The 17,585-nt window shown below is 62.3% G+C and carries 18 protein-coding genes; 4 read left to right on the top strand and 14 right to left on the bottom strand.

From position 1 onward, the window contains the following. Positions 1–11: 11 nt before the first annotated feature. Both AC1D2G_RS30900 and AC1D2G_RS30895 read right to left on the bottom strand, forming a co-directional pair. Positions 12–653 (bottom strand): 50S ribosomal protein L25/general stress protein Ctc, encoded by a 642-nt coding sequence (locus tag AC1D2G_RS30900; protein WP_184874668.1) that lies wholly within the window; start codon positions 651–653, stop codon positions 12–14. Between the two features lie 165 nt (positions 654–818). Beyond that, complete coding sequence (locus AC1D2G_RS30895; protein ID WP_457153930.1) at positions 819–1,853, bottom strand: class I SAM-dependent methyltransferase; 1,035 nt, start codon at positions 1,851–1,853, stop codon at positions 819–821. 292 nt (positions 1,854–2,145) lie between these two features. Between AC1D2G_RS30895 and AC1D2G_RS30890 the strand changes: the two genes are divergently transcribed. Further along, entirely contained in the window at positions 2,146–4,152 is a 2,007-nt protein-coding gene (locus AC1D2G_RS30890; RefSeq protein ID WP_095090858.1) for a putative bifunctional diguanylate cyclase/phosphodiesterase, read from the top strand. A gap of 56 nt (positions 4,153–4,208) precedes the next feature. On the opposite strand, the gene AC1D2G_RS30885 is transcribed toward AC1D2G_RS30890, so the two are convergent. After that, positions 4,209–4,637 carry a MarR family winged helix-turn-helix transcriptional regulator gene (locus tag AC1D2G_RS30885; protein WP_477228211.1) on the bottom strand — a complete coding sequence of 143 codons (429 nt, stop codon included), beginning with the start codon at positions 4,635–4,637 and terminating at the stop codon, positions 4,209–4,211. Between the two features lie 152 nt (positions 4,638–4,789). On the opposite strand from AC1D2G_RS30885, the gene AC1D2G_RS30880 reads away from it, so the two are divergent. Continuing rightward, positions 4,790–5,653 (top strand): alpha/beta fold hydrolase, encoded by an 864-nt coding sequence (locus AC1D2G_RS30880; RefSeq protein WP_477228210.1) that lies wholly within the window; start codon positions 4,790–4,792, stop codon positions 5,651–5,653. Between the two features lie 62 nt (positions 5,654–5,715). Here the strand turns inward: AC1D2G_RS30880 and AC1D2G_RS30875 are convergent, their stop codons facing one another. Further along, complete coding sequence (locus AC1D2G_RS30875) at positions 5,716–6,405, bottom strand: SDR family oxidoreductase (RefSeq protein ID WP_477418806.1); 690 nt, start codon at positions 6,403–6,405, stop codon at positions 5,716–5,718. Positions 6,406–6,691: 286 nt separating this feature from the next. Next, positions 6,692–7,936 carry an MFS transporter gene (locus AC1D2G_RS30870; protein ID WP_477228208.1) on the bottom strand — a complete coding sequence of 415 codons (1,245 nt, stop codon included), beginning with the start codon at positions 7,934–7,936 and terminating at the stop codon, positions 6,692–6,694. 152 nt (positions 7,937–8,088) lie between these two features. Here AC1D2G_RS30870 and AC1D2G_RS30865 point away from each other — a divergent pair, with 152 nt between their 5' ends. Next, a complete protein-coding gene (locus AC1D2G_RS30865; RefSeq protein WP_477228207.1) occupies positions 8,089–8,967 on the top strand; it encodes an AraC family transcriptional regulator in 879 nt (292 codons plus the stop codon). A 22-nt stretch (positions 8,968–8,989) separates the two neighbouring features. On the opposite strand, the gene AC1D2G_RS30860 is transcribed toward AC1D2G_RS30865, so the two are convergent. Beyond that, positions 8,990–9,964 (bottom strand): AraC family transcriptional regulator, encoded by a 975-nt coding sequence (locus AC1D2G_RS30860; RefSeq protein WP_477418804.1) that lies wholly within the window; start codon positions 9,962–9,964, stop codon positions 8,990–8,992. A gap of 125 nt (positions 9,965–10,089) precedes the next feature. Here AC1D2G_RS30860 and AC1D2G_RS30855 point away from each other — a divergent pair, with 125 nt between their 5' ends. Next, a complete protein-coding gene (locus AC1D2G_RS30855) occupies positions 10,090–10,986 on the top strand; it encodes an SDR family oxidoreductase (protein WP_477228205.1) in 897 nt (298 codons plus the stop codon). Between the two features lie 18 nt (positions 10,987–11,004). Here the strand turns inward: AC1D2G_RS30855 and AC1D2G_RS30850 are convergent, their stop codons facing one another. The 8 genes from AC1D2G_RS30850 to AC1D2G_RS30815 form a co-directional block, all read right to left on the bottom strand. Continuing rightward, a complete protein-coding gene (locus AC1D2G_RS30850) occupies positions 11,005–11,940 on the bottom strand; it encodes a ribose-phosphate pyrophosphokinase (protein ID WP_019860650.1) in 936 nt (311 codons plus the stop codon). A gap of 155 nt (positions 11,941–12,095) precedes the next feature. Further along, the gene (locus AC1D2G_RS30845; RefSeq protein WP_477228204.1) at positions 12,096–12,722 is read right to left on the bottom strand and encodes a hypothetical protein; all 627 of its coding nucleotides are present in this window, start codon (positions 12,720–12,722) and stop codon (positions 12,096–12,098) included. Between the two features lie 43 nt (positions 12,723–12,765). Next, positions 12,766–13,917 (bottom strand): M24 family metallopeptidase, encoded by a 1,152-nt coding sequence (locus AC1D2G_RS30840; protein ID WP_477228203.1) that lies wholly within the window; start codon positions 13,915–13,917, stop codon positions 12,766–12,768. After that, positions 13,917–14,711 (bottom strand): peptidoglycan editing factor PgeF, encoded by a 795-nt coding sequence (gene pgeF / locus AC1D2G_RS30835; protein WP_477228202.1) that lies wholly within the window; start codon positions 14,709–14,711, stop codon positions 13,917–13,919. The genes AC1D2G_RS30840 and pgeF overlap by 1 nt, the downstream gene beginning before the upstream one ends. Before the next feature lie 132 nt (positions 14,712–14,843). Further along, positions 14,844–15,932, bottom strand: coding sequence for a class I SAM-dependent methyltransferase (locus AC1D2G_RS30830; protein WP_477228201.1), 1,089 nt, complete (start codon positions 15,930–15,932; stop codon positions 14,844–14,846). Then, complete coding sequence (gene lgt / locus AC1D2G_RS30825; RefSeq protein ID WP_477300354.1) at positions 15,929–16,783, bottom strand: prolipoprotein diacylglyceryl transferase; 855 nt, start codon at positions 16,781–16,783, stop codon at positions 15,929–15,931. Before lgt ends, AC1D2G_RS30830 begins: the two co-directional genes overlap by 4 nt. Positions 16,784–16,864: 81 nt before the next feature. Continuing rightward, complete coding sequence (locus tag AC1D2G_RS30820; RefSeq protein ID WP_457151541.1) at positions 16,865–17,167, bottom strand: type II toxin-antitoxin system RelE/ParE family toxin; 303 nt, start codon at positions 17,165–17,167, stop codon at positions 16,865–16,867. Next, complete coding sequence (locus tag AC1D2G_RS30815; protein ID WP_457151540.1) at positions 17,164–17,424, bottom strand: type II toxin-antitoxin system ParD family antitoxin; 261 nt, start codon at positions 17,422–17,424, stop codon at positions 17,164–17,166. The genes AC1D2G_RS30820 and AC1D2G_RS30815 overlap by 4 nt, the downstream gene beginning before the upstream one ends. Positions 17,425–17,585 lie beyond the last annotated feature (161 nt).

The raw sequence follows: 17,585 nt of genomic DNA, 5'->3' as shown, positions 1-17,585 counted from the left end.
GCGTGAAAGAGTTACTTCTCTTCGGCGGCAGGGGCCGCTTCAGGGGTCGCCACTTCAGCCGTAACTTCCGTCTCCGGCTTCATCGCCGACGAACCGGCAATGGTCGCGATGGTGAAGTCGCGGTCGGAGATGACAGGCTTCACACCGGCCGGCAGCTTGACCGCCGAGATGTGGATCGAGTCGCCGATGTCGGCGCCGGTGAGATCGACGGTGATGAATTCCGGGATCGCATTGGCCGGGCAGTGGAACTCGACTTCGTGACGCACGATGTTGAGCACGCCGCCGCGCTTGATGCCGGGCGACTTGTCCTCGTTGATGAAGTGGACAGGCACGTCGACATTGACCTCGGTGTCCTTGCCGATGCGCAGGAAGTCGACATGGACAGGGAAATCCTTGACCGGGTCGAGCTGAAAGTCCTTCGGCAGGACCTGGATCTTCTTGCCGTCGACATCGATCGTGGCGATCGTGGTCAGAAACCCGCCGCCATGGATCTTGTAGTAGATGTCCTTGTAGGTGAGCGCGATGGCCAGGGGAGGCTGCTTGTCACCATAAATTACTGCAGGCACTTTACCGTTGCGGCGAACTGCACGGGCGGACCCCTTACCGACCTGTTCGCGTGCTTCGGCCTTGAGCTCGTAAGTGTCGTGGCTCATGGCATTTCCTTTCGGTTTGTTCTGGAGCGTTCGCGGCCGGCAACGTGCTTGGCCGTAAACGTCGAAAGCCGCCGGGTGAGGCGGCTTTCCGCCGCGTTGCCTCCAAGGGTGTCTACGCGGGTGGCGGCTCTATAGCGGAAGGTGGCCGGAGGTGCAAGCCAAAGGCTAGCCGCGCTTTTCGATGACGGCGTACAGCACGTTGCGGTTCTCGCCAAAGAACACCTTGGCCTCGACGGTGTTGCGGTCGACGCTGGCATTGACGATGTTCCACATGTCGACTTCCGAGCGCAGCAGCAACACCCAGTCCATGAACGTCTCACGGTACCCGGCGTCAGGATTGCCCTCCGCGTAGTTCGCGAACAGGAACGTCCCGTTCGGCTTCAACATCTGCAGGCAGGTCTTCGTGAGTTTCACGGCAACGTTGTGCGCAAGGTAGTCGTAAAGGCCTGAGGCGTAGATCAAGTCGAACTGGCCCAGCTTGTGGCCCCTCGTGAGCACGGTGCGCACCGAGCCGTCGATGGCTTCGATCGCGGTGCCCTGGAAGTCGCGCGAAATCAATCCGACGCTCTGGGGATCCTGATCGAGCGCAACCCAGCGCTTGAGACGGCCCTCCGCCAGGGCGACTGAGCGATTGGCCTCACGCAAATGGCCGGCCGCGATCGCCAGGACCTCGGTTTGCGGTCCGTTCTTGGCCGCAGACTCGTCGACATATCGGGTCAAAAGATCGCGTCGTTCCCGTGCCGCGACGCACGACGGCACGTCCTGGGTATGGGTATAGAGCGCCTTGCCGGTCTCCGAGGCGTTTGCCACGCTCTCGGCCACGTGCGGATCACAATAGATGTAGTCGAGCAACTCCGCGTCGCCAGAATACCCCCTGGGCTTGCTGAAGGACCACCGTGTCAGGGGATCCTCGAGAAAATACTCCAGGACCGGGTGGCCCTGCACCACCGGTATCAATGCTTGCCAAACGTCGGGATGCACCTTGGAACGCGTCGCGTTGAGGTGCGACATCAGGCGACGAATGATCTCGGCAGGGTCTTTTCGTTGTTCGATTTGCTGCTGTGTCGCGCTGAGAATGAGCGCCAGCTCCGCGCGAGCGTTTTCGAACTCTTCGCCATGATGCTCGATCGTTCCTCGACGGAGACTGCTGGCGATCATCTTGGCAGTAATCAGGCTTTTGCCATCAAACACGGTTTGCAACCCATCACTCCATAGTTAACAGTCAGTTAACTTATTGCGTAGAATGCTCCATTTGCCAATGGCGGGTCGGGCGCATTTTATCGGTATGATTAATTTCCCGCAAACCATGTTCATTCGTTAGGCCGCTTCTGGGGCCGATTCCTCGTTCGAGTTAACGGAAACTTGTCTTGCTCGATTGCATTTGTTGGCCCGGCGTCGCAATCGCGTCGCGTCCAAGGAGCCGGCCTGCGTGAGGGCAGAAGCTAGAGATGAGTTCGGCATACAAGATCCCCTTCAAACGGGGTTCGTTGTGATGGACGAACGCGTGGCATCCGTATTTGCCGATGCGGCTGATGCGGAACCGTACGAACCGCGTTACGAACTGGCGTCCGACGAGCTTCGCAGCCTTTACCGGACGGAAGCCCAGGTGACGCGAAGAGGGGAAGCCAGGCCCGGGCTTTGGATGGCCGTTGCCATCTATGTGCTGTTTTCGGCAACTGACCTGCTGCTGATCCCGGATGTGGCCGCCTACACGATCACGGCGCGCTTCGCGGTCGGACTGACCGCGCTTTTGATCCTGGAAATGCAGCTTCGCCATGGCGTCGGGACGGAATGGCTCGACATCACTTGCGCCGGGGCCATTATCTTTGGCTATGTCGGCTGGTTGTCCCCAGCGGTTATGGGTGCGGACAAGGAAAGCGTCTCTTATTATATGGTCTTCGGCACCATCTTCATGATGAGTGCCAATCTCTTCTTTACGTTCAGATTCAAAGTTTCTATTATAACGTCAACTATAATCCTATGCATATTGTATGTCGTAAACTACTTTGTGCCTTCCACGCTAACATACAAGTTGGTGTTTGGAACGTTCTACATTTCCTGCTTCACATTCACCTCATATGTGAACTGGAAACTGAATGAGGAGCGCTACAACGTCTTCCTGAACGCGCTGGAAGCCAAAATTCAGCACAACGAGGCGACCGAACGAGGCAAGGCTCTGCTGAGACTGTCGCGGACCGATCCGCTTACGGGTCTCGAAAATCGGCGGGCGATCGACGAAAAGCTGCGGGATTACTGGAGCGACTGGCAACGGGTTGGCACCAGTTTTGGGGCGATCCTCATCGACGTGGACTTCTTCAAAAAGTTCAATGACTGCTACGGCCATCAGGAAGGCGACCGCTGCCTGATCCATGTCGCCAATGCCCTTAGCGAAATGATCAAGCAGTATAGTGGCTCGATCGGTCGCTATGGCGGGGAGGAATTCATTGTCCTGGCTCGAGTGGAGAGAAAAGAACAGATCATGGATCTGGCCGAAGCCATTTGCAGTACGGTGGAGGGCTTGGCGCTTACCCACGAGCTGCGGCGAGACGGCGTCTCGATTGTGACAGTGAGCGTTGGCGCTGCATTCACCAGGACGCAGACTGGCGCCAAGCTGGAGAAAATCATCCACGAAGCCGACCGCGCGCTCTATCTGGCAAAAGCCGGTGGTCGAAATTGCGCTCGGCTGTTCGATCCGACCGATCCCCAGAGCAGCGACGAAAGTGAGAACATCGCGGCCTTGCTGAAGATCGCGATTGGCCAGAATCTCGTTTCGCTCGTTTATCAACCTATCCAGGATGTCAAATCGGGCCGGGTCGAAGCCGTAGAGGCTCTGATGCGCCTCAGAATGCTGGACGGTACGTCGGTTCCGCCGAGCCTGTTCATTCCCGTTGCGGAACGAACCGGCGCGATCCTGGAACTCGGGCGCTGGGCAATAAGGACAGTGTGCTCCGAGCTTCTGGCGGACGACCACGTCCGTGTCGTCAGTGTCAACGTCTCTCCAATTCAGCTCAAGACACCTGGCTTCGCAACGTCCGTCGCGACCATTTTGGGCGAGACCGGCGTCGCCGGCAGCAGGCTGGCCTTCGAAATCACCGAAGGACTGGAAATGGAGATGCACTCGGACATTCTTCGCTGCATCAGCGACCTGAAGCTGCTCGGCATCAAGATATGGCTCGATGATTTTGGGACCGGCTTTGCCGGCCTGTCGTGGCTTCGTCTCATCGATTTCGACACGGTGAAGATCGACCGCTCGTTTCTGCACGACTGCAGCGCCCCGAACGGCAAGGCAATGCTCCAGGACATTATTACCCTGGTCCGAAATCGCGGCCACAAAATCCTGGTCGAAGGGGTGGAAACGGACGAGCAGATGGCCCTTATGCGCGAATTTGGCATAGACAAGGTCCAGGGCTTCCATGTCGGCCGTCCCGCTCCCGCCGCAAGTTTCCAGGCAAAGCGGACCCTGCGCAAACGCCCATTCACCGTGCTTAAATCCGCATGATAGCCGTGCCGGCGCCGGCACTGTGGTTTTTGGCCTAGACTGTTGTTGGCGGCTGGCTACCGGTCGCCGGTCAACGCGTCGCGCAGCGCCTGAATCTGCCGGTTCAAGGCATCAAGCTGTGCCAGCGTCATGCCCGAGCGCTCGATCAAGGTCTCATTCAGGCAGTTGCACCGGACAAGCAGCGCGCGCCCGGTTGCGGTCAGGTCGACCTGCACCTGGCGCTCGTCGAGCTGGCTGCGCTGGCGCCTCACCAGCCCAGCCTGTTCCATTCGCTTCACCAGCGGTGTGACGGTGCTCGATTCCAAGGCGAGCCGGTGCGCGATAGTGCCGACCGACATGCCGTCGGCCTCTGCCAGCGCATTGAGCACGAGATATTGCGGATAGGTGATGCCCATCTCGTCTAGCATCGGCTTGTAGGTGCGATTGATCGCCATGCTGGTGGCGTAGAGCGTGAAACAGAGCTGATTGTCCAACGGGAGAGGCACGGCGGATTCCTTCTTGCCAAGGCAGGCACCAAGTCTGTACCACGAAAAATGATATCGCGATACATATTTCCATGGACAAGCGGTTTGGGCTACGCTAGGCATGTGGACATCGCGATATTGTTTATCGCGACAACAATCGAAGGAAGATTGAGATGAACCAGGCCTCGCAATCCAAGCCCAGCACCGGCAGCGGCACAATCACCACCAAGGACGGAACGCAGATCTACTACAAGGACTGGGGAACCGGTCAGCCCATCGTCTTCCATCACGGCTGGCCATTGAGCAGCGACGACTGGGACGCCCAGATGCTGTTCTTCCTGTCCAAGGGCTACCGCGTCATTGCCCATGATCGCCGCGGCCATGGCCGCTCGACCCAGACGGATATCGGCAACGAAATGGACACCTATGCCGCCGATGTCGCGGCACTGGCGGCGCATCTGGACCTCAAGGACGCCATCCATGTCGGCCACTCGACCGGCGGCGGCGAGGTGGCGCGGTACGTCGCCCAGTATGGTTCGGGAGGTCGTGTCGCCAAGGCAGTGCTGATCGGCGCGGTGCCGCCGATCATGCTCAAGACCCCGGCCAATCCCGGCGGTCTGCCGATCGAGGTTTTCGATGGTTTCCGCTCCGCCCAGGCAGCCAACCGCGCCCAGTTCTTCCGCGACGTTCCGGCTGGCCCGTTCTACGGGTTCAACCGTCCGGGCGCGGAAGTCTCGCAAGGTGTCATCGACAATTGGTGGCGCCAGGGCATGATGGGTGGCACCAAGGCACACTATGATTGCATCAAGGCCTTCTCGGAGACCGACTTTACTGAGGACCTGAAGACAATCGACGTGCCGGTGCTGGTGATGCACGGTGACGACGACCAGATCGTCCCAATCGCCGACTCGGCACTGCTGAGCATCAAGCTGCTGAAGAAGGGCGAGCTCAAGGTCTACAAGGGCTTCCCGCATGGCATGGCCACGACCCATGCCGAGATCATCAACGCCGACCTGCTGGCCTTCTTCAAGGCGTAGGATATTTCGACGTCACAGACAAAAGCACCCGCCATCTGGCGGGTGCTAAGGCCCTGCCGATCTCAGGCGATGCTCAAGCCACCGTCGATCAGCATTTCCGCACCGACCATGAACGGGCATTCGTCCGAAGCCAGAAACACCACCGCATTGGCAATTTCCTCGGCGGTTCCGAAACGGCCCGCGGGGACCAGGCCGACCACCGCTTTCGCACGGGCCTTCGCCGCTGCCGGATCCAGCCCAAGTTTGTCATTGAGCGGTGTGTCGATCGGGCCCGGGCTGATTACATTGGCGCGAATGCCGCGTCCTATCAGTTCGCCCGACAGCGTCCGCGCCAGCGAAATCATGCCAGCCTTGGCCAGCGAATAGACATGCGTTCCTGCCATTCCCATATGCGCGTTGACCGAGCCGCTGAGGATGATCGACGACGGGTTCGAAAACAGGGGAACGAGCGCCTTGACCAGGAAGTACGGTCCCTTGAGGTCGACATCGATGCTCCTATCGAACGCTGCCTCGGTCCAGTCGCCAAGCGGCCGCAGATCGGCGATGCCGGCGTTGAGGAAGAGAGCGTCGAGCTTGCCGAAGGTTTCGCCGATCCGCCCGGCAATGTCGCTTTGGGCGGCGGCATCTCCGGCGTCGGAGGCGATGACAAGCACATCGCTGCCCAAGATGTTGCGCGCCTCCTCGAGACGGCCCGCATTGGTGCCGGTAATGGCGACGCGCGCGCCTTCCTCAATGAAACGTTGCGCCGTCACCAGGCCGATGCCGCTGGTGCCACCCGTAATCAGCGCGACCTTGTCTTAAGCCTGGACATAACAGATTGCCTTTCCTGACGCGGAGCGCTGCGCACTGATCAGTCGCGCCGAGCCCGGTACTTTATTTTCAACGTGAAAGCGTCCGCTGACCCAGCCTTGCCGTCGGCGCCATTTGTTGCACGTGTTTCGAACAACAACAGGCCTATATCCCGCGAATGACGAAAGAATCATTGAGGGCGTGGCAGCTGCCACGCCCTCACGTCAAAATCCTGAAGACTGGCTGATATCAGCTGATCGCCGCCTCCGCCTTCCTGGCTTCCCGCATGTTCGGCAGGAACACCGTCAGCAGGCCGAGCAGTGGCAGATACGAGCAGATCTGGAAGACGAACTCGATGCCCTTCATGTCGGCGACGACGCCAAGCACGGCGGCCGCGATGCCGCCCATGCCGAAGGCGAAGCCGAAGAAGATGCCGGCAATCATGCCGACACGTCCCGGCACCAGCTCCTGCGCAAAGACGACGATGTTGGAGAAGGCCGACGACAGGATCAGGCCGATCAGCACCGTCAGCACCATCGTCCATTCGAGGTTGGCGTAGGGCAGGGCCAGCGTGAAGGGCAGCACGCCGACGATCGAGAACCAGATCATCGCCTTCTGCCCGTAGCGGTCGCCGAACGGGCCGCCAAGCAGGATGCCGAGTGCCGAGGAGCCGAGGAACAGGAACAGCATGACCTGCGACATCTGCACGGAAACGCCGAATTTATGGATGGAATAGAAGGTGTAGTAGCTGGCGAGGCTGGCGATGTAGGCGTTCTTGCTCAATACCAGCAGGGTCAACACGATCAATGCATTCATCACCTTGCGGCGCGGGAAGGGCGAGACGAAGGTTGCCGTCTTGCGGTTGCCCTGTGCGGCGCGCAGGCGGCTGTACCAGCCGCCGACCTGCCACAGAACGATGATGCCGATCAGCGAGCCGACAGCGAACCATGAGATGCTGGTCTGGCCGAACGGCACGACGATGAAGGCAGCCAGCAGCGGCCCCATCGACTGGCCGAAATTGCCGCCGACCTGGAACAGTGACTGCGCGAGCCCGAAGCGGCCGCCGGACGCAAAGCGGGCGATGCGCGAGGATTCCGGATGGAAGATCGCCGAGCCGATGCCGATCAGCGAGGCGCCGATCAACAGCAGCGAATAATGCCCGGCATAGGCGAGCACGACCAGGCCGATCAGCGACGACGCCATGCCATAGGGCAGCGAATAGGGCATCGGCCGCTTGTCGGTGACCATGCCGATCACCGGCTGCAGCAGCGATGCGGTCACCTGGAAGGTGAAGGTCAGGAGGCCGATCTGCCAGAAGTCGAGGCCGTAATTCTCTTTCAGCAAGGGATAGATGGCCGATAGCAGCGACTGCATGATGTCGTTGATGCAGTGGCAGAAGCTTACCGCCAGGATGACGGTGAAGGCCGTCGCCTGGGCTGAAGCGTGACTGGCGGTCGCTGGTGGCGCGACGCTGGCGGCTGTCGTATCGGTCAAGGTAGGCTCCGTGGTCTTTTTGGCGGGCACGCCCGCGGGCAGCTCTGGCGGACGCTCCTGCAGACCGCCTTAGGACGGTTGCCTTATAAGCTGCTTGCGGCGCGACTTCTTTCGTGGTTTGGTCCAATAGTTTCGCAAGTGGGCCATACCCAATGCCGCACGGCAGGGAAATCTTTCACGCGGGCAATGCCAACCTCGAGCAATTGCACGAGCGCCGCTGGCTGTGGCTGGAGCAAGCAGTCGGGCCGGCGGTGGCGCTGCCGACCGAATATCCCGACGGCTACCATGTGCCGCAACACCGCCACAGCCGCAACCAGCTGCTGCACGCGCTGGTCGGCGTCGTGCTGGTGACGACGCGGCATGGGCGCTGGATGGTACCGCCTGATCATGCGATGTGGATTCCGGCCGGCACCGAGCATTCGGTCGAGATGCTGGGCGATGTCTCGATGCGTTCGGTCTATGTCATGCCGCAGGCTATTCCGGGGCTGCCGGAAGGCTTGCGCGTGGTCGGCGTCACCGACCTGATGCACAGCCTGATCGTGGAGTCCGAGAAGCTGCCGCAGGGCGGCGTGCTGGAAGGCCGTGGCGGGCTGATCATGAATCTCCTGCTGCATGAAATCCCGACCCTGCCGGAACGGCCGCTCGGCCTGCCGTTCCCGTCCGATCCCAGGCTGGCGGCACTCTGCCGGCGTTTCGTGGCGGCCCCTTCGCCGCATGCGACGATCGACGAATGGGCTGATGCCGCCGGCATGAGCCGCCGTTCCTTCACCCGCGCCTTCCAGCGTCAGACCGGCCTGTCGCTGTCGACGTGGCGGCAGCAGGCCTGCCTGTTCGCAGCACTGCCACGGCTGGCCGACGGGGAACCAATCACCAGGGTGGCACTCGATCTCGGCTATGACAGCGTGCCGGCCTTCATCACCATGTTCAAGCGCATGCTGGGCGCGTCGCCACGCGGCTATATGCGCGGTGCGCGTGACAGCGGCGAAAGCATACGTCGGCCAAGCGCTGCGCTTCGACTGGAAAGCCCATGATTTCGGCGTTATGCGCGGCCCTTCAGCCCGCGACCGGCTCGGGCAGGCTGGTGCGGATGATCTGCTCGCCATGCGGGGCGGAAGCCGGTGGCCGGCCACGGCTCTGTTGGCGCGGCGAACAGCCCATCACCCGCTTAAAGGCGGTGCTGAAGGCGCTTTCCGATTCGTAGCCGAGCGACAGTGCAATGACGGAAACAGGATCGCCGGAACTCGCCAGCCTGTCGCCGGCCAAGAGCATGCGCCAGCGCGTCAGGTAGTCCATGGGGGAAGCACCGACCATCGCCTTGAATTTCAGCGCAAAGGTCGACCGCGACATGCCGGCGCGCTCGGCCAGCGCCTGCAATGTCCAGCCATGCGCCGGGTCTTCGTGCATGGCGCCGATCGCCGCGCCGATCTGTTTGTCGGCCAGCGCAAACAGCCAGCCGACGCCGCCCCGCAAGCCCTCGGCCATATGCAGGCGCAAGGCCTCGATCAGGATCATGTGGGCCAGATGCTCGACGATGAGAAAGCCACCTGGCCGCCGCTCGCGCAATTCCTGCATCATCCGCTCCACCGGCCAGCGCAGCGCCGAATGATCGGAGTCGCTGCGGATGTGGACGATCGGCGGCAGCATTCGCAACAGGATGCCGGCATGGTTCCCGGATAGGGCAAAGCGGCTGCTGACGAGAAGGAAATCGCCGCCGCCATTATGCAAGGTGATGCCACCGGTGCGTGCGGGGGAAAAGATGGTGCGGGCATCGACCGATGGCAGCTCCATGTCGCTGGCAAGGCGGAAAGGACGCCCGCGCGGCAGTAGGAAACAGTCACCCGTCTCCAGCCGCACCGCATCCGCCACGCCGTCCACGGACAGCCAGCATCGGCCGGATACCACGGCACCGCATTTGATGGCTGCCTGCTGGTCGGGGAACTGGATCGACCAGTCGCCACCGGCCTCCAGCCCGGCGGACAGGTAATTGCGCGGCTTCAGCAGCGACAGCACATCTGAGAGCGGATCCATGAGCATTCCGGACGATTGCGAAGATAATACGGACTTTACAGCATAGATCGTATTTCCTCAATCCCGTATCTCCTTCGGCAACGGGCTGTCCATACGGCCCTTGAGCAAACAAAGGAGAAATCGCGATGCGTGTATTTGTCACCGGTGCCACCGGTTTTGTCGGTTCAGCGGTTGTGCGGGAGCTCGTTGGAGCGCGCCATCAGGTGCTTGGCCTCGTCCGTTCGGATGCAGGTGCGAGGTCGATCGTCGCTGCGGGCGCCGAGGTGCATCGCGGCGATATCGAGGACCTGGAGAGCCTGCGCAGTGGAGCGGCCCTTTCGGATGGCGTCATCCACACCGCCTTCAACCATGACTTCTCGAAATTCGCGGCGAATTGCGAGGCGGACCGGCGCGCCATCGAGACGCTCGGGGCGGAACTCGAAGGCTCCGAGCGGCCCTTGCTGGTCACCTCCGGACTGGCGCTGCTGACGCCGGCCGGTCAAGTGGCGAGTGAGAACGACGCGCCTGTTCCTCCATCCGCTTCCTATCCCCGCGCCTCGGAAGTGACGGCCGAAACGCTGGCGGCACGCGGCGTGCGCGCCTCGGCGGTGCGTCTTTCGCCCTCGGTCCACGGCGACGGCGATCATGGCTTCGTTCCGATGCTGATCGGCATCGCGCGTCAAAAGGGTGTTTCGGCCTATATTGGCGACGGGACGAACCGCTGGCCGGCAGTGCACCGGCTCGATGCAGCCACCCTCTTCAGGCTGGCGCTCGAGAAGGGGGCTGGAGGAGCCAGATACCACGGCGTTGCCGACCAGGGTGTGCCGACGCGGGAGATCGCCGAGATCATCGGTCGCCGGCTGAAACTGCCGGTGGTGTCCAAAACCCGCGAGGAAGCAGCCGACCATTTCGGCTTCCTCGGCCACTTCTTCGGCATGGATTGGCCTGCTTGCAGCGAGCAGACCAGGCAGGCGCTGGGATGGCAGCCGACGCAGCCCGGGTTGGTTGCCGACCTCGACGGCCCGAGTTATTTCGAGGTTTGAAGCTGTTTGGAGACAGGCCTAGTCGAACAGGCTCGACACCGATTCCTCGGTCGCCGTGCGCGAGATGGCTTCGCCCATGAGGTCGGCGATCGAGATGACGCGGATGTTCGGAGCGTCGAGCACGCCTTGGGTCGGCTGGATGGAATCGGTGATCACCAGTTCCTGCAGCTTCGAGCCGCTGATGCGGGCGACGGCGCCGCCCGACAGGACACCGTGGGTGATGTAGGCGGTGACGCTGGTGGCGCCGTTGGCCAGCAGCGCATCGGCGGCATTGCACAGCGTGCCGCCGGAATCGACAATGTCGTCGATCAGCAGGCAATCCTTGCCGGCGACGGCGCCGATGATGTTCATCACTTCCGATTCGCCCGGACGCTCGCGGCGCTTGTCGACGATGGCCAGCTGCGCGTCGAAGCGCTTGGCCAGCGCACGGGCGCGCACCACGCCGCCGATGTCGGGCGACACCACCACGACATTGCCGAGCTGCTTGTACTTCGCCTTCACGTCGCGGGCCATGACCGGCACCGAAAACAGATTGTCGGTCGGGATGTCGAAAAAGCCCTGGATCTGGCCGGCGTGCAGGTCGAGCGTCAGAACGCGGTCGACGCCGGCACGGGTGATCATGTTGGCGACCAGCTTGGCCGAGATCGGCGTGCGGCCGGAGGCGCGGCGGTCCTGCCTGGCGTAGCCGAAATAGGGAATCACCGCCGTGATGCGCTTGGCCGACGAGCGCATGAAGGCATCGATCATGATGAGCAGTTCCATCAGGTGATCATTGGTCGGGAACGAGGTCGACTGCAGGATGAAGACATCCTCGCCGCGCACATTTTCCTGGATTTCGACGAAGATTTCCTGGTCGGCGAAGCGCCTGACACTGGCCTTGCCCAGCGGGATGTTGAGATAGCGGGCGACCGCTTCGGCCAGCACCCTGTTGGAATTGCCCGCGAAGAGTTTCATACACCGTTCCTGGTGGAGGATGGAGAGATCAGACAGACTCTCCTGCACCTTTTAACCGGGCTTTTAGCGGCCCGCGCCGGTATTGCAAGCGCCGAGATCGGGAATCCGCCGGCTAATCTCAAGAAAGCCTCGCGCCATCGCCAGTGGGCAACACCTCAGCCCGCCTTGCCGCCGAGCCAGGCCGCGAACTGGTCGATGGTCTGGTCGGCGATTGCCTGCATAGTCGCCGGTGAGACCCCTTTCCAGCTATCGCCGCCCCCGCTGTCGCCGGATTTTGTCGAAGCTGCCTTCTGCTGGCCGTTGATGCGGTGCAGCCGGTTGCCGGCCGGGTCGTAGACGTCCCAGACATAGATGACGGTGGTGTCCTTGCCTTCCGATATCGCCGAGAAATAACCCTTGAGCACATGGGTCGCGGTCTGGTCGGTGCTGCCGGCAAGCGTGATGCCACGTTGCCTGGCGCGCGTCTGCAATTCCGCCGTCAGCGGCGTGGCGGCCTCCACCGAAGCACCGACGATCGGCGCGATCTGCAGGCGGGTCTTCGACAGGATGGCAGCACTTTGGGCTGGTGTGACCGGCGTGGTGGTGGTTGCGGGATTGCCCGCAATGGCGGGGTCGGCGGGCGACGGGGCGGGGGCGGCGCTGCCCTGGGTGCCGGGCGTCGACGGCGTCGAGGTCGCCGGCGGGGTGATGGCTGACGGTTCGAGAACGTCCTTTGCGTTGGTGCAGGCGGCAAGAGCCAATGCCACAAGCAATGACACGGTCGTCACATGCGATCGTCTCATTTGCCTTCTAACTCCTTGGCGAAGCACGCCTCCCATTGTGGATTCACTGTACGATCAAGTCGAGATCATGGCGGGACAGCGGCTTCGGCTGGGATTCGGTGGTCAGGTAGGTGCGGCCAAGCGTCATCGCCGTCTCGGTGTCGGAATCCATGATGATCATGTGGGCGAACAGCGTCATGTTCGGCGCGATCGGCTCGGGGTTGCCCTGGTAGAACATCGGCATGTCCATCCAGGACGGGGTGAAGCGGGCGCCGACCGAATAGCCGCAGGCGTTCAGCCGGTGCTTGGTCAGGCCGTGCGCCTCCATGGTGCGGGCGTGGGCGTCGAACACGTCGCCGAAGCTGTTGCCCGGCGTCATCGCCTTCTCGACGGCCAGAAGTGCTGCGCGGGCGGCGTCGAACAGCTCCTGATGGCGCTTCGAGACCTTGCCGGTGAGCACGGTGCGCATCATCGGCGCATGGTAGTGGTTGAAGACGCCAGCCCATTCAAGCGTCATCTGATCGTTCTTGGTGAGCTTGCGGCGGCCGGACTTGTAGCGACACAGCAGCGCATCGACGCCGGATCCGATGATGAACTCGTTGGCCGGATAGTCGCCGCCACCGGCAAAGATCGCCCCCTGCATGGCTGCCAGGATCAGCGCTTCGTCGCCGCCCTGCTTGATCAGCGGCAAGGCCGCGTCGAGCGCGTCGTCGGAAAGGTTGGCGGCCTTCTCGGCCTTGGCGATTTCGGCCGGGCTCTTGAACAGGCGCAGCCGGCCGACGATGCCGGACGCGTCGGCGATCTGGCCAAAGGTCTGCAGCTGTTCGTCCAGCCGCCGGCCATTGTAGGCGGTCAGCCCGTGGGTGTCGTATTCGACGCCGATGCGGGCGCCGAGCAGGTCGAGCTCGTTGAGCAGATTGCGCAGGTCGACCGCCGGATTGGCGCCGTTGCGATCGGTCCACAAGACGATGTTGTCGATGATCGAGGTCTGGCGCGCCTGGCGCAGGTCGGCCGAGCGGGTCAACAGCACCATCGAACCATCGGCCTTCACCACCAGGCACTGGAAGAAGCAGAAGCCGAACGTGTCGTAGCCGGTCAGCCAGTACATGCTTTCCTGGGCGAACAGCAGGATAGCGTCGAGCTTCTTCTCGGCCATCTCGATCATCAGCCGGTCGCGCCGCGCATCAAATTCCGAACGTTCAAAATGCAGCGCCATTATTGCTTCTCCAAAACGATTGCCGAAACCTGCCGGCCGTAATCGGGCTCCTTGCGGTGCGTGGTGCGCCGGTAGGAGTAAAACAGATCTTCCTCGGCATAAGTGCAGCGGCCGAGGCCCTCGGCCGTCACGCCGGCCTTAGCCAGCCGGTCGACCGTGTAGCGATTGAGGTCGAACATCGCATGGCCGGCGTTGGCGGAGGGTACGAAATAGCGGATGTTTTCAGCGTCGGCCTCGACGAAACGGGCGACGAATTCCGGCCCGACCTCATAGTTTTCAGGGCCGATCGAAGGGCCGAGCACGGCAACGATGTTTTGGCGGCTGGCGCCAAGGCTTTCCATGGCGAGGATGGTGTTTTCCAGCACGCCGGTGAAGGCGCCTTTCCAGCCGGCATGCGCGGCGCCGATGATGCGCGCCTGCGTATCCGCGAACAGCACCGGGCCGCAATCGGCGGTCGAGGCACCGATGGCGATGCCCGGCCGGTCGGTGACGATGGCGTCGGCCTTGGGCCGCTCGCCGGCAAAGGGCTCGCGCACGACAATGACATCGGGAGAATGGACCTGCCAGGCGGTCAACAGATGGCTCGCCGGCACGCCCATCCAGGCGGCGACACGGCTGCGGTTCTCGGCGACCAGCGCCTGGTCGTCATTCGATCCGGTGCCGATGTTGAGGCCCTGGTAGATGCCGCTGGAAACACCGCCGAGGCGGGTGAAATAGCCGTGGCGGATGCCATGCGCCTGCGCCTTGTCCAGCAGGGCCGACCGAACGGGATCCGGTTTGGTCTGATTCAGCATGCGGGCGTTGTTGTCCGTGTGGGCGGTTTCGTCAAGGAGAAGTGCTTTTCGACAAGAAGGCGGGGCAGAGTTCGGCTGGCGGTCCGAACGGTGCTTGCCGGACGGGAGATTGGGAGAGGCGGCAGTGAAAAGTCAATCCGCCGTGGCAAAGGGCCGGACGGCCATGTCGCGGGGGAGCACGGCAAGCACCTTGAACAGCTCGCCCATGGCTTGCGCGCCGGCGAGGCGTTCGACGTCGTCGGCGATCTTGTCGCGCGCCGTCTGGTCGGCATCGGCGCCGAGCCGGCCGGCACGCTCGAGAATGCCCATGCCGAGCAGGAAGCCGCCTTGCGTCGACAGATGGGCGTCGAGCCCATGCGCGCGGACGGTTGCGGCAAGAGCGGCGAAATCGACGTGGGTCGTCAGGTCGGCCTCGCCGGGATTGGCCAGCACATCTTCGTGATCGTGCCTGCGCAGAGCCTGCAGCGTGTCGCCGACACCTGGCCGGAGGTGGCCATAGTCCACGAACAGGCCGGCTCCGCCATGCGTAATTATGCGTTCGGCAATGGTCGCCATCAGGGCTGCGCGTGCCGGCGCGACCTCGACGATCGCGCCTTGCGGCGCGTCGGTGGCGTCGTCAGGCAGCAGTGTCGGGTCGACCGAGCCGGCGCCGGCAAAGAAGCGCAGCTCACTGGTCTCGTCCAGACCGACCACGCGTTCGCGCCAGCCGGCGCCGGCGCGGACGAACTGGCGGATGGGCACGGCATCGAACAATTCGTTGCCGACGATGAACAGCGGCTGTTGCGGCAGCGTGTCGATGGTTTCGTGCCAATCGATCGCGAATGGCGTCGTGCCGAGCGTCTGTTTCTGAACTTCTGTCAGGCGTGGGCTGGTCTCGATCATCGCGAAGCCGGCGCCTTTGGCCAGATCAGGATCAAGTCGCGACAGCGTGCGCAGCATGTCGTTCATCAGCGTGCCGCGGCCAGGACCGATCTCGGCGACGGTGACCGGCAGCGGCCGGCCGCTGGCCAGCCAGGCCTGGTAGAGCCAGATGGCGACGAGTTCGCCGAACATCTGGCTGATCTCCGGCGCGGTGATGAAGTCGCCGGCCGCGCCAAAGGGTTCGCGCGTCGTGTAGTAGCCGTCCACGGGGTCGAACAGGCACATCGCCATGTATTCGTTGACGGGAAGCGGCCCCGACGCCTCGATAAGGCCGACGATGCGGGTCCTCAGCCGTGTCATGCCGGCTGCGGCTGTGGCACCGGCTTGGCGGTCACCATCGCCCAGATGCCGACCAGCACCATCGGCGACGACAGGATCATGCCCATGGTCAGCCAATTGGTGCCAAGGAGATAGCCGAGCTGCTGGTCGGGCTCGCGGAAGAATTCGACGAAGATGCGCGACAGGCCGTAGCCGCAGATGAAGGCGCCGCCGACGAAGCGCGGCGTCTTCAGCTTGAGGCGCGAATGGGTGAGGATGCGCAGGACGAGGAACAGCACCACGCCCTCCAGCAAGGCCTCATAGAGCTGGCTAGGATGGCGGGCAAACGGCCCGCCATTGGGGAATTCGATCGCCCAGGGCACGTCGGTGGGGCGCCCCCAAAGCTCGGAATTGATGAAATTGGCGACGCGCACCAGGCCAAGGCCAACCGGCACACCGGCCGCCACCACGTCGAACAGCGACCATGTGCGGATGCCGCGCTTGATGGAAAACAGCGTCATGGCGAGGATGACGCCGAGCAGGCCGCCATGGAACGACATGCCGCCCTGCCAGAGAGCGAAGATGTCGAGCGGGTGGGCGATGTAGCGCGGCAGGTCGTAGAACAGCACGTAGCCCGTGCGGCCGCCCAGTACGACGCCGATGGCCGCCCAGACGATGAAGTCGTCGAGGTCCTCCGGCTTCATCGGCAGGACGCCGTTCGGCCACAGCCTCGCATTGGCGGCGAGCCGCTTGGCGTACCACCAGGCGAACAGGATGCCGACGATGTAGCCGACGCCGTACCAATGTACCGCCAGCGGCCCGATCTGGATGAGGATCGGGTTGATGTTGGGGAAGGGCAGGGAGGCCAGCGGCAGCAGGAAATAGTCGTTCAACAGGGAACTCTCGGTTGCGATCGCATTTGGGCGCGGACCATGCGGCAGGGTTTTGGCAGGGTCAAGGCAAGGCGGACGTCGTCAATTATCTGGGAACAGGATCGCCCCAAGGTCCATCGCGCCGTGCAGGATATGCAGTATCTCTACTGTGTCTGAGCCGACGCGATAGAAAATCAGATAGTTGCCATGGACGCGCCGACGAATGCCTGTGGATCGATGGGGCTCAAGAAGTGGATATCGCTCCGGCATTGCGCGCAATTCCATGCAATCGCGGCGCAATTCTTGAATGAATGTTATGGCACGAAACGGGTTGTCGAGTGCGATGTGGTCGCCAATGGCTTCAAGGTCTGCCTCAGCCTGGCTGGTGAAGACCAGCCGCTTCACTTGCTCTTCTCTACCATTGCCCTGTATTTGGCCTCCAGTCGATCAAGCACTTCGTCGGCCGGCTTTATCCGTCCGGCATCGGCATCCGAAATGCCTTTGGCGAGGGCTGCGTCGAGGGCGGCAAGGCGCTTCTCCCGCTCTTCGACGAGGCGAACACCCTCACGCAGCACTTCACTCTTCGAATTGTAGCGACCGGTGCTGACAAGCTGGTTCACGATCTCTTCGAGACGGTTGCCCAAGTCTGCGCTAATGGCCATGACGGTACTCCTGCAAAACCATTGGAATAATAATAGTTATTGATCGGGCTTGCCAGTAATTTTGGATAAGGTGTGTCCGACTTGATGCCACACCAGGCCTCAACGTTCTTGCATTCCGCGCGCAGCACCACTACGTCAATTCGAGCAAGCGAGGATTTGCC

The sequence above is a fragment of the Mesorhizobium sp. P2_C7 genome, from assembly GCF_056404515.1.
This window is presented reverse-complemented; position numbering and strand designations above follow the sequence as displayed.

Coding starts and splice junctions, on each gene's coding strand:
- pgeF (WP_477228202.1), bottom strand. CDS start 14,711: ATGCTGAATCAGACCAAACCGGATCCCGTTCGGTCGGCCCTGCTGGAC.
- AC1D2G_RS30855 (WP_477228205.1), top strand. CDS start 10,090: ATGCGTGTATTTGTCACCGGTGCCACCGGTTTTGTCGGTTCAGCGGTT.
- AC1D2G_RS30845 (WP_477228204.1), bottom strand. CDS start 12,722: ATGAGACGATCGCATGTGACGACCGTGTCATTGCTTGTGGCATTGGCT.
- AC1D2G_RS30880 (WP_477228210.1), top strand. CDS start 4,790: ATGAACCAGGCCTCGCAATCCAAGCCCAGCACCGGCAGCGGCACAATC.
- AC1D2G_RS30865 (WP_477228207.1), top strand. CDS start 8,089: ATGCCGCACGGCAGGGAAATCTTTCACGCGGGCAATGCCAACCTCGAG.
- AC1D2G_RS30860 (WP_477418804.1), bottom strand. CDS start 9,964: ATGGATCCGCTCTCAGATGTGCTGTCGCTGCTGAAGCCGCGCAATTAC.
- AC1D2G_RS30815 (WP_457151540.1), bottom strand. CDS start 17,424: ATGGCCATTAGCGCAGACTTGGGCAACCGTCTCGAAGAGATCGTGAAC.
- AC1D2G_RS30840 (WP_477228203.1), bottom strand. CDS start 13,917: ATGGCGCTGCATTTTGAACGTTCGGAATTTGATGCGCGGCGCGACCGG.
- AC1D2G_RS30890 (WP_095090858.1), top strand. CDS start 2,146: ATGGACGAACGCGTGGCATCCGTATTTGCCGATGCGGCTGATGCGGAA.
- AC1D2G_RS30850 (WP_019860650.1), bottom strand. CDS start 11,940: ATGAAACTCTTCGCGGGCAATTCCAACAGGGTGCTGGCCGAAGCGGTC.
- AC1D2G_RS30900 (WP_184874668.1), bottom strand. CDS start 653: ATGAGCCACGACACTTACGAGCTCAAGGCCGAAGCACGCGAACAGGTC.
- AC1D2G_RS30830 (WP_477228201.1), bottom strand. CDS start 15,932: ATGACACGGCTGAGGACCCGCATCGTCGGCCTTATCGAGGCGTCGGGG.